Genomic DNA, 15,302 nt, shown 5'->3' with positions numbered 1-15,302 from the left:
GCCAAGCCGGCCGGAGGGCGGATCGTCCTTTTCGTCGCCGGGGCCCCGGCCGTCCGTCACTCGTCGTGGCCCGAGTCCGGATACCGCACCGGCCAGGCGAGATGCGTCACCCGGCGCCGGCCGCGCAGCTGCACCTCGTCGCCGAGTTCCCAGTGGGCGCGTTCCTCGTCGTCGGCGAAGTACAGCGCGCTGGACGACGCGAGCACCCGGCTCGGACGCAGCTTCGCCAGCTCGGTCAGCCGCGACGCCTCGTTCACCGGATCGCCGATGACGGTGTACTCGAACCGCTCGGCCGCGCCGATGTTGCCGGCCACCGCCAGCCCCGCCGAGACCCCGATGCCGATGTCGAGATCGGTGATCTCGTCCAGCGCGAACCGCAGCTCCCGGGCCGCCGCGAGCGCGGCGGTGGGCGCGTCGGGACGGTCCAGCGGAGCACCGAAGATGGCCAGCGCCGCGTCGCCCATGAACTTGTTGACGAAACCGTGGTGCCGGTCCACGACGTCCACCACGACCCGGAAGAACTCGTTGAGCAGCTCGACGACCTCGCCGGGCGGGCGTTCGGCCGCCGTCGCCGTCGAGCCCACCATGTCCACGAACAGCACCGCGACGTAGCGGGTCTCCCCGCCGAGCTCGGTGCCGTACTGGAGGGCGCGGCGCGCCACGTCCTCGCCGACGTGCTGACCGAACAACTGCCGCAGCCGCCGCCGCTCGTCGGACTCGGCCATCATCCGGTTGAAGCCGACCTGCAGGCGGCCGATCTCGCTGCCGTCGAACACCTCGACCTGCACGTCCGTCGCGCCGCGCTGGACCCGTTCGATGGCCCAGCGCAGCTGCTTGACCGGATCGGAGAGCTGGGCGGCGGTGAGCGACGACAGCACCCCGGCCAGGCCGATCGCCATGATCGACAGCGCGAGGACCGCCCACGCCATCGCGTCCGGCGGGAACTCGACGTCGGTGGTCAGCTGGGTGACGCACAGCAGCGCGATGCCGCCGGCCGGCATCAGCGTGCCGAGACCCCACGTCATGGCGAGGCGGGTGCCGACGCCGGGCGCCAGGGTCCGGTCGAACTCCCCCTCGCTCAAGGCCCGCGCCGCGACCGGCCGCAGGATCCGCTCGCCCAGCATGTAGGTGAAGCCGAAGGTGCTCGTCGCGGCCATTGCGACGGTGATCGCCACCGCCACGGCGAGCTCCGGCATCTCCTCCGCGGTGAGGAACACGAACAGCACGCCGCCGAGGATCCACAGGATCAGGTGCACGATCGCCTGACGCAACGGCGCGTGCAGCGCCGACATCTGCTCGGATCGGGTGGGCGGGCCGCCGCGCAGCTGCCACCGCACCACCGACCGCAGCATCAGGGCCGCGGCCGTCAGGCTCACGATCCCCGCGAACACCAGATACACCGCGAACACCGCGAAGTTGCGGACCCGGTCCGCGATGATGTTCTCGTTCTCGGACAGCGGGATGCCGTAGCGGACGAACGCGAACACCAGCAGCGCGCCGAACAGGTTCGAGGCGCCCATCGAGGCCATATAGAGCGGCCAACGACTGCGCAACGTCGCCGCGACGGCTCGATAGGACCCCAACACGACATCAAATCAAACCACTGTGCCCACCGTCACAACGCGCCATGGTCGTGATCCGGGCGTTTCGGGCGGCTACTCTCAGCGCGATCACCGACCGGGAAAGGGAGCATCCACATGGTCCGGCGCCGAGCCGACGGCAGGCTGTCGCGCCGCGCCGCCGTGCCCGCCGAACCGTCCCCGCCCGCCCGACGCCAGGTCGGCGCCGACCCCGATGCGCCGCTGTGGCGGGCCGCGCAGGTGTTCCGGCTCGTCACCGTCGTCTACGCCGTCAGCTCCCAGTTCTCCACCGTCGCCCACTACACGTCGCCGCGGCTCAGCTGGTTCTTCGTCGCCCTGCTGGCGGTGTGGTCCGGCGTGTCGGCGGTGCTGCTGGCGCAGGGGGTCGGGCAGCGCGCCGTGGTGGTCGGGATCGACCAGGTCGTCGCGGTCGCGCTCATGGGCGCGACGCGGCTCGTCGCCGGCCACGACTGGTACAGCGCCCACCAGACGCTGCCCACCACCCTGTGGGTCGCCAACGCCGTGCTGTCGGCCGCGATCCTGGGCGGTCCCGCCGCGGGAGTCGCGTCGGCGCTGGCGATGGCGACGGTCAGCGCCGTCGTCCGCGACCAGGTCAACCTCGACCTGTGGCGCGACGCGACCGCCCCCGTGCTCGTCGCGGTCGGCGTCGCGATGGGATTCGCCACCACTACCGCCCGGCGCGCCCACCGGCAGCTCGAACAGGCCGTGCGTGTGGCGGCCGCCACCGAGGAACGCGACCGGCTCGCCCGGGAGGTGCACGACGGGGTGCTGCAGGTGCTGGCCCTGGTGCGGCGCCGCGGCACCGCACTCGGCGGCGAGGCCGCCGAACTCGCCCGCCTCGCCGGGGAACAGGAGGCGGCGCTGCGGATGCTCGTCTCCGAGCAGGGCACCCAGCTCGACCGCGGCGAGGAGCTCGTGGACCTGCGGGCGCTGCTGCGGGCGCAGGCCGGAGCCGGCGTCACCGTCTCCGCGCCCGCCGACCCGGTCCTGCTCGACCGCGTCCGCGCCGCGGAACTGGCGGCGATCGCCGCGACGGCCCTGACCAACACGACGCTGCACGCGGGCGCAGGGGCGAAGGCGTACGTGCTGGTCGAGGACCTCGGCGACGAGGTGATCCTCAGCATCCGCGACGACGGGGTGGGCATTGCGGACGGCCGTCTCGCCGAGGCCCGCGCCGAGGGGCGGATGGGCGTGTCGAAGTCGATCGTCGGCCGCGCGCAGTGGCTCGGTGGCGCCGCCGTGCTCGACAGCTCGCCCGGCCAGGGCACCGAATGGGAGATCCGGGTGCCGACGAGAGGAGTACGAGGTGCGTGAGGGCAGCAACGCGGCGAACGGTGACGGGCCGATCACGGTGATGATCGTCGACGACCATCCGATGTGGCGCGACGGCGTCTCGCGGGACCTCGACGCGGCCGGCTTCCGCGTCGTCGCCACCGCCGACGGGGTCGGTGCGGCCGCGCGCCGGGCCGCGGCGGTGCAGCCGACCGTCGTGCTGATGGACATGTCGCTGCCCGACGGCACCGGCACCGAGGCCACCGTCGCCGTGCTCCGGGTCTCCCCGGCCAGCCGCGTGCTGGTGCTGTCCGCTTCCTCCGAACGCGACGACGTCCTCGGTGCGGTGAAGGCCGGCGCGTCCGGATATCTGGTCAAGAGCGCGTCGGCCGCGGAGCTGGTCGAGGCCGTGCGGGCGACCGCCGCCGGGCAGGCGGTGTTCACGCCCGGACTCGCCGGGCTGGTCCTCGGGGAGTACCGCCGCATGTCGTCGGCCGCCGACCGGCGCGCGCCCGCCCCGCCCACCCTCACCGAGCGCGAGACCGAGGTGCTGCGACTCGTCGCCAAGGGACTGTCGGCCAAGCAGATCGCCGCGCGGCTCACGCTCAGTCACCGCACGGTGGAGAACCACGTGCAGGCGACCCTGCGCAAGCTGCAGCTCGCCAACCGCGTGGAGCTCACCCGCTACGCGATCGAGCAGGGGCTGGACTAGCGCACCGGACCCGCACCGGTCCTCTAGAATTCGACCGCTCCCGCAGTTCCGGTGCGGCGGTGGCGTGCTCGATCGAAAGGCGGAGCGATCGAAAGGCGGGGCGATCGAAAGGCGGGCGGGATGAGTTCCCCTGGCGTGGCGCTCGGCGTGCTGGGAGGCTTCGCCGCCACCGTCGACGGACGACCGATCGACCTCGGCGGCATCCGGCAGCGTGCCCTGCTCGCCGCCCTCGTCGTCGCGTTCCCGGGCGACGTCTCGGGGGAGCGGCTGCTCGAACAGGTCTGGCACGACGTCGACGACCCGAAGACGAGCTCGCTGCACTTCGCCGTCTCCAAGCTGCGCGACCGGCTCAGCCCGCAGCGACCGCGCGGGGACGAGGGGGTGATCGTCCGGGAGGGCTCGCGGTACCGGCTCGCCGTTGCCGCGGAGCAGATCGACGCCGTGCGGTTCGCCGACCTCGTCGCGCGCGGCGACCGGCTGCGCGAGCAGGGTGCCGCTCAGGCCGCGGCCGAGGCCTACGCGACCGCGTTGTCGTGCTGGCGGGGGTCGCCCTACGCCGACGTCGCCGACGCCGAGTTCGTGCGCCCCGAGGTCGCGCGGCTGACGGCGATCGAGTTGCGCACCCGCAAGGCCCTGCTGCAGATCCGGCTGGACCAGGGCGGCTCCGACGACGTCGTCGAGGCCGCCGAGCGGCTCGTCGCCGCGCATCCGCTCGACGAACGGGCCTGGGAACTGCTGGTCGTCGCCCTGTACCGGGCGGGCCGGCAGGCCGACGCCCTGGCGGCGCTGCGCCGCGTGCGCACCGTGCTCGACGGCGAACTCGGCATCGAGCCGGGCACCGGGCTGCGCGAACTCGAGACGGCGGTGCTGCGGCAGGACGACGTCCGGCTGCTCGGGACCGCCGGGGTCTCGCCGGGGCCCGCCGCCGCGCTGGGCACCCCGAGCGCGACCTCCAACGTGCCGTCGCCCCGCACCGCCCTCGTCGATCGGGCCCGTGAGCTCGCGGACGTCGGCGCGGCGCTGGCCGGGGAACGGTTGGTCACGCTCGTGGGGCCGGGCGGGGTCGGCAAGACGCGGCTGGCGGTGGAGGTGTGCCGCAACGGCGGTGAACGTCCCGCCGACGGGCCGTGGTTCGTGGACCTGGCGGCCGTGCGGGCCGATGCGCTGGTGGCCGCGACGGTGGCGTCGGCCCTGCAGATCCTGGGCCCCGGGACCGTCGACCACCTGGCCACGGTGCTCGCCCCACGTGAGTGCGTCCTCGTGCTGGACAACTGTGAGCATCTGCTCGACGGTTCGGCGGAGCTGGTGACGGCGCTGCTCGAGCGCTGCCCCGGCGTGCGCATCCTGGCGACGAGCCGGGAGCCGCTCGGCCTCGACGGGGAGTGGGTCTACGAGGTGCCGCCGTTGGACGAGTGCGCCGCCGTCGAGTTGTTCGGCGTCCGGGCCGCCGGGGTGGTGCCGGGCTGGACGATCCACGACGAGGTGACCGAACCGGTGCGTCGCATCTGCACCGAGCTCGACGGGATCCCGCTCGGGATCGAGCTCGCGGCGGCGCAGCTGCGGGTGCTGTCCGAGCAGCAGATCGCCGAGGGGCTGAGCGACCGGTTCGCGCTGCTGCAGGGCGGCTCCCGCACCGCTCCGCCGCGGCAGCGGGGGCTGGCCGACGCGATCGAGTGGAGCTACCGGCTCCTCGACGACGAGCAGGCGCGGCTGCTGCGCGAGGTCGCGGTGTTCGCGGGCAGCTTCGACATCGAGGGTGCCGCCGCCGTGCACGGCAGCACGCCGCCGCTGAGCGTCCTGCCGCCGCTGACGGCCCTCGTGCGGCGGTCGCTGCTGCGGGTGGAGCCGTCGTCGTCGCCGCGGCGGTACTCGATGCTGCAGACCATCCGCGAGTTCGCCCTGGCCCGCGCGGACGCGGCCGAACGGGACCGGATGGCCGACGTGCACCGCCGGTTCGTGCTGCGGCGGGCCCTCGCGGCGGTGCCGCACCTGCGCGGCTCCCGGGCACGGCAGACCTTCGACGCCCTGACGGCGGACATCGCCGAGCACCGTGCCGCTGCGGCCTCCGCGCTGGCCGCCGGTGATCCCGTCTACGCGCTCGAACTCGCCGGGGCCCTCTATTGGTTCTGGTATCGGCGGGGGCACATCCGGGAAGGTCTGGAGCTGATATCGGCAGCCCTGGACGCGGTCGAGCGGACCGGTACCGCCGTCGCAGCGGCAACCCTGTCGTCGGCGCTGACCGGCCTGGGCGGACTCACCTACCTGGCCGGGGACGCGGCCGGCGCGGCGGCCGTGCTGGGACGGTCCGCCGACGCCGCGGGGAGGGGCGGCGACGTCGTCACCGAGGCGTGGATGCGGTCCTGGTGGGCGTACTGCTCCGCGATCACGGGCCCGTCCGACGAGTTCCTGCACGCAGCGCACGAGAGTGCGGACGTCCTGCGTCGGGAAGGCGCCGTGTGGCAGCGCGCCGACGCCCTGCTCATCGAGGGCATGATCCTGCGCTTCCTCGGCGATCCGCAACGGGGGCAGCAGGTGTTGCGCGAGGCGGTCGCGACAGCCGAACGTTGCGGCCACGGCTGGGCGGTCGGCTCGGCGTCGTGGACACTCATGCGCACGGCGATGGACGTCGGGGACACGGACGCGGCGCTCGACGCGGTCCGGGTGATGCAGCCGGTCCTCGAGGCCGAGCGGGATGTGACGTCGTGGCTGGTGCTCGTCCACAGCGCCGCGGCCCTGGTGGCCCGGCTCGGTACTCCCGACGTCGGCGCGATGCTCCTCGGGGCGGTCCGGGCGCTCGGCGGCCGCATCGGCTTCCTGCCCGAGGTGATGGATCCGGTCGACGGGCCGCGCGAGGCGGCGGTCGTCCGCGACGCGCTCGGTGACGCCGAGTTCGAGCGGTGCGCGAGCCTCGGCGCCGGCCTGGACCGGGACGAGGTGAGCGCGCTGCTGGCCCGGCTGTGCCGGACGGGGCACGTCGGTGCGCAGCCGGAGCTAAGCGGCAGCTAAGCGGTGGCGGTTGTCCTGGAAGGGACCGAGATCCGATCCTTCCGAGGAGCACCATGTCCCACCCGACGCCCCAGACCCTGGCCCCCACGTCCGTCGTCGACCTGCTTCGGACCGCCGTCGCCGGTGTCGTACACGCCCCCGAGGACGAGGGCTATCGGCTGTCCGCCACCGGCTTCAACCTCGCCACCGTCCACCGCAGCGCCGCCGTCGTGGTCGCCTCGAGTGCCGCCGACGTCGCCGCGGCGGTCCGGATCGCGGCCGAGAACGGGCTGACCGTCGCGGTGCAGGCCACCGGCCACGGCGCCGCCCCCGCGCCGGAGAACAGCATCCTGGTCGACACCGCCCTCCTCGACGGGGTGAGCATCAACCGCGCCGAGCGCACCGCCACCGTCGAGGCCGGGGTCCGCTGGCAGCAGGTGCTCGACGCCGCGGCCCCGCACGGGCTGGCGCCGCTGGCCGGCTCGGCACCGGGCGTCGGGGTGGTCGGGTACACGCTCGGCGGCGGGCTCGGCCCGATCGCCCGCACCCACGGGTTTGCCGCCGACCGGGTCCTGCGGATGGAGGTCGTCACCGCCGACGGGCAGCTGCGGCGGGTCACCCCCGACGACGAACCCGACCTGTTCTGGGCCCTGCTCGGCGGCGGCGCGGCATTCGGGATCGTCACCCAGATGACGTTCGAACTCCTGCCCATCCAGACCCTGGACGGCGGCGGCCTCTTCTACGACATCGCCGACGCCCCGGCCGTGCTGCGCCGCTGGCGGGACTGGATCTCCGCGGCGCCGACCTCGGTGTCCAGCTCGCTGGCCGTCGTCAACTTCCCGCCGCTCCCGGAACTGCCCGAGCCGCTGCGCGGCCGCACCGCCGTGCACGTGCGGTTCGCGCACGTCGACGACGCCGAGGACGCCGGCGCCCTGCTCGCCCCGCTGCGCGCGGTGGCCACCCCGGTCCTCGACACCGTGACCGAGATCGTCTACCCCGCCCTTGGTTCGATCCACGCCGACCCCACCGACCCGATGCCAGGCATGGAGCGCTCGGCGCTGCTGCGGGAGCTGCCGGACGCCGCCCTCGACGCCCTGCTCGCCGTCGCGGGTCCCGCCGGCGCGCTGCCGATCGCGCTCGCCGAGGTCCGGGCCATGGGCGGCGCGCTCGGTGTGCCGCCCGAGACCCCCAACGCCGTCGCGGGCCGCGACGCCGCGTTCACCCTGTTCACCGTCGGGGTGCTGGTGCCGCCCATCGCCGACGCGGTGCCCGGAGCGCTCGAGACCGTCGTCGGGGCGATGGCGCCGTGGGCCACCGGCGGTGCGCTGATGAACTTCGCGGGCGGCGTGGACGGGCCCCCGGCTGCCCGGGTGGCGAACGCGTGGACCCCCGCCCAGCGGACCCGGCTCGCCGAGATCCGCGCGGCATACGATCCCAGCGGCGTCTTCGCGCCCGCCGCGCGATGGGCGGCAACGGCGATCTGAGCCGACCGCATCCGTCCGTCCCTCGGCTCCACGACCGTCGGGCCGGCGCGCCAGCGCCTACCCTGATGATCCCGGCGCGCCAGCGCCTACCCTGATGATCATGGAGTCGAGGGATCTGCGTGTCTCGGACGCCGAGCGCGAACACGTCGGGACGCTGCTGCAGCGCGCGGTCGGGCAGGGGATGCTGTCGCTGGGGGAGTTCACCGAGCGGATGGACACGGCGCTGGCCGCCAGAACCCGCGGAGAACTGAACGCCGTGCTCGTCGACCTGCCCGGAATGCAGGTGCGGCCCGAGTACCTGCCACATCCGATGCAGCCCACCCCCGCCCCGGCGCCGCCGATGGCCGGGCCGGTGCCCCCCGCCCCGCCCTCGCATCTGCAGACACCCACCATCCGCGGCCGGTTGTCCAACCTCAGCCGCAAGGGGCGGTGGGAAGTGCCACCGGTGCTGCGGCTCGACACCCTGATGTCCTCGGTGACCCTCGACTTCACCGAGGCCGTCATGCGCACCCAGGTGGTGCGGATCCAGGTCGAGGACTACCTCAGCTCCATCACCCTGGTCGTTCCCGCCGAAGCCACGGCCGACATCAACGGCCTCGACACCGTCGCCGCGAGCGCCGAGTCGAAGGTGCGCAACGGGCCCCCGTTCGGCCCGCTGCATCTGATCGTCGGCGGCACCGTCCGCCTCGGTTCCGTCAACGTCAAGCACCCGCTGGGCACGACGCTGCGCAAGCTGCTGGGCTAGCCGGCCGGCGGTCCTCGAGGAGCGTCGGGCCTGTCGGCCGGTGGAGGCGCACCCGTGTCGGTCCCAATGCGTGTTGGTGCGACGAAAGGAAGCGGCCCGCCCCGGGCCGGAACGCTTATGGCAGAGCTTGCGCGTGGCGAGAACACCACCATCCCCTCGGGGCCGGTGACGGTCGCGGTGGCAGGTGCCCGGCAGGGCACGGTCGATCTGATGGTGTTCCAACTCGGCGCCGACCAGCGTGTCCGTAGCGACGCCGATTTCGTGTTCTTCAACCAGCCGGCCTCCCCGGAGGGCGCGGTCCGGTTGGTCGCGGCCGACCGGATCGGTGTCGATCTGGCCGCGATACCCGCGGGGATCGAGCGGCTGTCGGTCGCGGTCGCCCTCGACGACAGTGTGCCGGGCAGCTTGTCCGCCGTCCCCGGTCTGGGCGTGCAGATTGCCCACACGGCGGGCGAGACGACGGCGCCCGCGTTGGGGTTGAGCACCGAGCGGGCGGCGGTCCTGCTCGAGATCTATCGCCGCAACGGCGCGTGGAAGCTTCGCAACGTCTCCGCCGGGTGGGACACGGGCCTGTCGGCGCTGGTGGTCCACCATGGGGTGCAGGTCGACGATCAACCCGCCAGTGCCGAACCTGCCGCGGTGGCCCCGCCGCCTGCGGTCGTGGACAGCGCTGGTGTCCGCACCGTCGCCGGCGAAGCGAAACTCTCGTTGGAGAAGCGGCAGAGGCTGGACCTGCGCAAGCGGGAAGTCGCCAAGGTGCTGCTGGACAAGGGCGCGGCCGGGGTGCGGGCCCGGGTCGTCCTGGTGATCGACAAGACCGGCAGCATGCACCGCGAGTACACCAGCGCACGCATCCATCAGGTCGTCGAGAGGATGGTGCCGATCGCGGTGCAGGTCGACGACGACGGCACCCTCGAGCCGTACCTGTATGCGGTCTCGTTCGCCCGGCTGCCGGACATCGCCGTCCACGATGTCGAGTCCTGGTGCGCGACGTATCTGCATCTCGGTGGGGTGCACGGGGGCATCGACTACGAACAGATCGGTGGCTACAACGACGAGCTGCCGGTGATGGGGGAGATCATCTCCACCCTCACCGCGGGGGCGTCGATGCCGACGCTGGTGCTGTTCTTCACCGACGGCGGCTTCCACAAGAAGGGCCCGATCACCGCGTTGATGAAGAAGGCATCCGGTCTGCCCGCCTTCTGGCAGTTCGTCGGCCTCGGCAAGGCGAACTACGGCGTGCTCGAAAAACTCGACACCATGAGAGGGCGGGTGGTCGACAACGCCGGGTTCTTCAGCGTCGACGACATCTCCCAGGTCAGCGATGCCGAACTCTATCGGCGCCTGCTGGGTGAGTTTCCCGACTGGCTGCGCGCGGCGCGCGCCGCGCGCATCGTGGGCTGAACTGCGACGGGGATCCGCGCCAACACCACGCTGAGGGCGGTGCGCATGCCCGCATTTCCGGTAGTGATACTCATGCCCGCGGGCGCCGCTCCGCGGACCATGTAGGGATGAGTACGCCGACCCCGCCCGGCCTCGATCCGCGGCTCGTCGCCCAGCTGTCCGGCGAGTGCTACGCGCTCGAACAGCACCTGTACGCCGTCGGCGCGCACGTCGCACATCTGCGGGCCCAGCTCGACCGCCTCGCCGTCGCGCCGGCCCCGGCGCCCGTGCCACCCATGTCGCGGGCCCCGGCGCCACCACCGCGGCCGGTCCCGTCCGTGGCCCCGCCGCGGCCGCCGGCGCGGGAACCGTGGTGGCAGCGCGACGGCGTGATCAGCCGCCTGCTCGCCGTCGCCGGGGTGGCGGTCACCCTCATCGGCGTGGTGATGCTGCTCGTGCTCGCCGCGCAGGCCGGTGTCTTCGGTCCCGTGCCCCGCGTCGTCTCCGGTGCGGTGCTGTCGGCCGCGCTGGTGGCCGCCGGGATCCGGGTGCACCGCCGCGACGGCGGACGCGTCGGCGGTGCCGCCCTGGCCGCGACCGGTTTCGCGGGCGGCTACCTGGTGGTCTTCGCCGCGACCGCCTACTACCGGTGGGTGCCGGCGGTCGTCGGTCTGGCCGCCGCGCTCGTCGTCGCCGGCGCCGGGGTCGCGCTCGCGGTGCGCTGGTCGGACCGGATTCTGGCCGTGCTGCTCGTGCTCGGGGCCGCGCTGCTCGCGCCCACCCTGTCGGACGGTGATCCGTTGCTGCTGCTCGGCTTCCTGCTGGTGCTGCTCGTCGCGAGCTTTCCGGCCCAGTGGCACCGCAACTGGGCGCTGCTGCATCTCGCGCGGGTCGTGCCGATCGCCGCGGTCCTGCTGGTGTCGATCGCCGGGGCCGAGCTTGCCGAGCGGGGCGAGCTCGCCTGGCTGGTCGGCTTCTCGGTGGCGGTCGCCGCCTTCGTCGCCGGCACCGCGGTGCTGCTGCTGCGCCGGGAGCCGGGCGACGTCGTCGCCGCGGTGTGCCTGGCGGTGGCGGCGCTGCCGCTGCTCGCCGTCGGGTTGCGGCTGGACCGGTGGCCCGCCGTCGCGCTCGAGGGCACGGCCGCCGCCGGGTACCTCGTGTTGTTCGCCCTCGTCGGGCCCCGGTCGCGTCCGCTGCGGGTGGCGTCCGTCGCGGTGGCGGCGTTGGCGCTGCTGCACGCGTGCCTCGCGGGCGCGAGCCCCGACGCGGCTGCCACGGTGCTGCTCGCGGTCGCCGCCGGGTATGCCGGTGCGGCCGCGTCGATGCGGTCGCGCCTGCTGTACGTCGCCGGCCTCGGCTTCTGGGTGCTCGGAGGAGCGATGTTCTACGACGGCGCCGAACTCGAGAACCTCACCGACCGGGAGCTGGCCGTGGACCGCCTCGACGCGGCCACGCTCGTCACGGCCGTCCTGCTCGCCGCGGTCACGCTGCTGCTCGCGTGGACGGCGACGCGACTGCGGCTCGTCCGCGAACGCGGTGTCCCGTGGATGTGGAGCGGTGCGGCACTCGTGGTGCTGTATGCGGTGACCACGGCATTGGTGACCGCGGGCGTCCTCCTGGGCGGTGCGGACGCCGGATTCGTCGCCGGGCACACCGCGGCGACCATCTGCTGGATGATCGCGGCGACCGCGATGCTGGCGCTCGGCCTCGCCCGCACCGAGTACGCGCACGCCGCGCTGGCCGCGGGGCTGTCGCTGACCGGCGCCGCGCTGGCGAAGCTCTTCCTGTTCGACCTCGCTGCCCTCGAGGGAGTGTGGCGGGTCGTCGCCTTCATCGTGGTGGGCCTGCTGCTGCTCGCCGCCGGTACCCGGTACGCCAAGGCGTTCGCCGGACGCTCCGCCGCCCCGGAGACCGGCTCCGGCCGGGAGACCGGATCTGGCTCGGCGGAGCCGGGACCCGGCGAGGACTGACCCGCTCGGTCAGCGGCGGCGCTGCCGCGCGATGAGTTCACTCACGCTGATCGACTGGCTGTTCTCGGCACCGCCGTGCCGGCCGCGCTGCGAATCCTGCGCGTCGGTCTCCGGCCGGTTCGCCGGGGCGTCGTCGGCCCTGCCGGCGGGGGCGCTGTCCTGCGCCGGAGGCGTCGTCGACGGCCGCTCGCCCGCGACCGGCTGATCCGCCGTCCGCGGGTTGGCCCGTCGCAGCTGCGAGAGCCAGTTCTCGATTGCCTGCGGGTCCCGGGTGGGCGCGCCGGACGAGCGCGGCTGCGGCTGAACCTGCGGCCGCACGTACGTCTGGGTCACCGGGGGCGGCACGTCGCCGCGCTGCCGGCGGGGCAGCGGTGGTGTGGCGGGCGGGGAGGACCGCTGGTCCTGCACGGGCGGGACCTGGCCCGGCACTTCTCTCGGGGGCTGGGACGGCGCCTGCTGCGACGGTGTCTGCTGCGACGGTGCCTGCTGCGGGCGGGGGCGCTGGGGCAGGGGACCCTGCGCCTGCGGTTGCGGGGCCGGTGGCCGCTCGGTGCGCGGTTGCTGCGGCTCGGGTGCCGGCGGGCGGGGACGGTCCTGCGGGGGAGCGGGCCGATTCGGCGCCGGGATCCGGCCCGACGGATTCTGCGCTGCCGGCGCCGGCTGCTGCGGCCGTGCCCCGGGAGCCGCCGGGGTCGCCCCGGCCGGACGACGCCGGGGCGACCGGTCCCGGTCCTCCGGTGCCCGTGCCGGTGGCTCGGCCGGGCGCGGGGCGCGTGGCGGGGCCGACCGGCGCGGTGGCGGCTGCAGGTCGCGGACGCGCCGCTGCTCGGCGGCCGAGCGGGGTGCGGCGATCTTCGGCAGCGGCTGCGTCATCGGATCGTCCGTGGCGACGCCGGCGACGGTGGGCAGGCGGTGCGACCCGGTGGCCGCGACGGTCGCCGGACCGAACATGCCGACCGTGATCAGCTCCGGCACATCCTGCGGCATGAGCTCGTTGTCGAGGATCGGCTCCGCGAGCCCGATCCTGGCCTGGATCCGCTTCATCCACGCCGGTGCCCACCAGCAGTCGTCGCCGAGCAGTTTCATCGTCGCCGGCACGAGCAGCATGCGGATCACCGTGGCGTCGATGATCAGGGCCGCGATCATGCCGTAGGCGATGTACTTCATCATCACCAGTTCGGAGAAGCCGAAGGCGCCGGTGACGACGATCAGGATCAGCGCCGCGGCCGTGATGATGCGGCCGGTGTGCGCCGTGCCGATCCGGATGGATTCGGTGGTGCTCGCCCCCTGCGAGCGGGCCTCGACCATGCGGGAGAGCAGGAAGACCTCGTAGTCGGTGGACAGGCCGTAGATGATCGCGATGATCAGCACGAGCACCGGCGACATGATGGGACCGGGCGTGAAGTTCAGCGGCCCGGCCCCGTGACCGTCGATGAAGATCCACGTCAGGATGCCGAGGGTGGAGCCGAGGCCCAGCGCACTCATCAGCGCCGCCTTGATCGGCAGCACCAGCGACCCGAACGCCAGGAACATCAGCAGGGTCGTGAGCACGACGACCACCGTCACCATCAGCGGCAGCGTGTTCATCAGCGCGGCGATCGAATCCTGTTCGATCGCCGGTGTGCCGCCGACGAGCACCTCCACGCCGTCGGGCCACTGCGCCGCATGCAGGTAGTCGATGGTCTCGGCGGAGTTGTTGCGGTCCTCGAGCCCGGCCTTGACGACGCGGACGCCGTCCCGGGCGGGACCCTCGATGGTGAACTTCTCCACCAGGCCGGGGGCCGCGCTGGCCGTCTGGATGATCTCGTTGAGGTCGCCGCCCTCGGCGCCGCGGACGACGATGCGCACCGGCTCCGCGCGCTGGCCGGGGAACAGTTCGTCGAACTGTTCCTGGGCGAGCCGCGTCGGATGGTCGGGCGGCAGGTAGGTCTCGTTGATGCCGCCGAACTTGATGCCGGTCAGCGGCACGATGAGCAGCAGCAGGCCGATCACCGTGGGGATGGTGACCTTGAGCGGGTTGCGCATCACCCACCGGGTGATCCGTCCCCAGATGCTGTTCTCGACCTGCTCGTTGGACTGGATCTGCCCGAACCGGGACCAGCCCCACTTGTCGATGTTCCGGCCGAGGATGGCGAGCATGGCGGGCAGCAGCGTGATCGAGGTGATCGCCGCCAGCGTCACCGTCGCGATCGCGCCGTACGCGACGGACTTGAGGAAGCCCTGCGGGAACAGCAGCAGGCCGCCGAGGCTGGTGACGACCATCGTGGCGGAGAACACCACGGTGCGCCCGGCCGTCATCACCGTGCGGCGCACGGCGGCGGACGCGGCGTAGCCCTCGGCGAGTTCCTCCCGGAACCGGGACACCATGAACAGGCCGTAGTCGATCGCCAGGCCCAGGCCGATCAGCGAGACCACGGGCGCGACGAACGAGTTGACCTCGGTGAAGTTCGTGATGAGCCGCACGATGCCGTTCGCGGCGACGACCGTCAGGCCGCCGGTGATCAGCGGCATCGCGGCCGCGATCACGCCGCCGAAGACGAAGAACAGCAGGATTCCGACCGCCGGGATGGCGAGGAGCTCCATGCGCTTGATGTCCTGCGCCATCGTGTCGTTGAGGGCGCCGGAGATCGGTTGCAGGCCGGCGAGCTGCACGTCGACCCCGTCGATGAGGAACTCGTCCTTCACGTCACGGAAGTTGTTGGTCAGCTCGGTGTCGTTGTCGCCCGCGATGGCGACCGACGCCACGGCGTGCTGCCGCGACTGGTCCGCCAGCGCCGGCACCGCCGGGGCGCCGTTCGTCGGCCAGTACGCACCGTTGATCTTCAGGATCTGATCCGGATGGTCCGCGACCAGCGAGTTGAGACTGTCCTTGACCTTCGCCGCGAACTCCGGATCGTCGACCGTCCTGCCCTCCGGCGCCGTGTACAACGCCAGGACGTCGCCGTTCGTGTCGCGGCCGAAGGTGCCGTCGGCCAGCTTCGCCGCAGCGACGGACTCCGAGCCGGGATCGTCCCAGCCGCTCTGACTGAGATGATCGTTCAGGCTCGCGCCGTACCCGGCGAGCCCGAGCAGACCGGCCACCATCACCGCGATGACGGTGAAGCGCGCACGGTGGACGAGCTCTCCCCAGCGGTCGAACACGAAACTCTC

Annotated in this window: 9 protein-coding genes; 7 read left to right on the top strand and 2 right to left on the bottom strand. The window is 73.2% G+C overall.

Going from position 1 to position 15,302, the window contains the following annotated elements:
* Positions 1 to 56: 56 nt before the first annotated feature.
* Entirely contained in the window at positions 57 to 1,529 is a 1,473-nt protein-coding gene (locus tag HFP48_RS23295) for an adenylate/guanylate cyclase domain-containing protein (RefSeq protein WP_029546144.1), read from the bottom strand.
* 168 nt (positions 1,530 to 1,697) lie between these two features.
* Here HFP48_RS23295 and HFP48_RS23290 point away from each other — a divergent pair, with 168 nt between their 5' ends.
* The 7 genes from HFP48_RS23290 to HFP48_RS23260 all read left to right on the top strand — a co-directional run bounded on the left by HFP48_RS23290 (position 1,698) and on the right by HFP48_RS23260 (position 12,152).
* Complete coding sequence (locus tag HFP48_RS23290; RefSeq protein WP_043802681.1) at positions 1,698 to 2,915, top strand: DUF5931 domain-containing protein; 1,218 nt, start codon at positions 1,698 to 1,700, stop codon at positions 2,913 to 2,915.
* Between the two features lie 40 nt (positions 2,916 to 2,955).
* The gene (locus HFP48_RS23285) at positions 2,956 to 3,585 is read left to right on the top strand and encodes a response regulator transcription factor (RefSeq protein ID WP_050036440.1); all 630 of its coding nucleotides are present in this window, start codon (positions 2,956 to 2,958) and stop codon (positions 3,583 to 3,585) included.
* Between the two features lie 120 nt (positions 3,586 to 3,705).
* Positions 3,706 to 6,591 (top strand): BTAD domain-containing putative transcriptional regulator, encoded by a 2,886-nt coding sequence (locus HFP48_RS23280; RefSeq protein WP_246872463.1) that lies wholly within the window; start codon positions 3,706 to 3,708, stop codon positions 6,589 to 6,591.
* 53 nt (positions 6,592 to 6,644) lie between these two features.
* Positions 6,645 to 8,054: an FAD-binding oxidoreductase gene (locus HFP48_RS23275; protein ID WP_168580125.1), complete on the top strand. Its 1,410-nt coding sequence runs from the start codon at positions 6,645 to 6,647 to the stop codon at positions 8,052 to 8,054.
* Positions 8,055 to 8,154: 100 nt separating this feature from the next.
* Entirely contained in the window at positions 8,155 to 8,799 is a 645-nt protein-coding gene (locus HFP48_RS23270; protein WP_168580124.1) for a DUF1707 domain-containing protein, read from the top strand.
* Positions 8,800 to 8,916: 117 nt separating this feature from the next.
* Positions 8,917 to 10,203, top strand: coding sequence for a VWA domain-containing protein (locus tag HFP48_RS23265; protein WP_168580123.1), 1,287 nt, complete (start codon positions 8,917 to 8,919; stop codon positions 10,201 to 10,203).
* 107 nt (positions 10,204 to 10,310) lie between these two features.
* Positions 10,311 to 12,152 carry a DUF2339 domain-containing protein gene (locus tag HFP48_RS23260; protein WP_065922074.1) on the top strand — a complete coding sequence of 614 codons (1,842 nt, stop codon included), beginning with the start codon at positions 10,311 to 10,313 and terminating at the stop codon, positions 12,150 to 12,152.
* A gap of 9 nt (positions 12,153 to 12,161) precedes the next feature.
* Here the strand turns inward: HFP48_RS23260 and HFP48_RS23255 are convergent, their stop codons facing one another.
* Positions 12,162 to 15,293: an MMPL family transporter gene (locus HFP48_RS23255; protein WP_168580122.1), complete on the bottom strand. Its 3,132-nt coding sequence runs from the start codon at positions 15,291 to 15,293 to the stop codon at positions 12,162 to 12,164.
* Positions 15,294 to 15,302 lie beyond the last annotated feature (9 nt).

It is taken from the genome of Rhodococcus sp. DMU1 (assembly GCF_012272955.1).
GTDB classification, from domain to species: Bacteria; Actinomycetota; Actinomycetes; order Mycobacteriales; family Mycobacteriaceae; genus Rhodococcus; species Rhodococcus aetherivorans.
The sequence above is the reverse complement of the archived record's forward strand: the minus strand, read 5'-3'. Positions and strand labels throughout refer to the sequence as shown.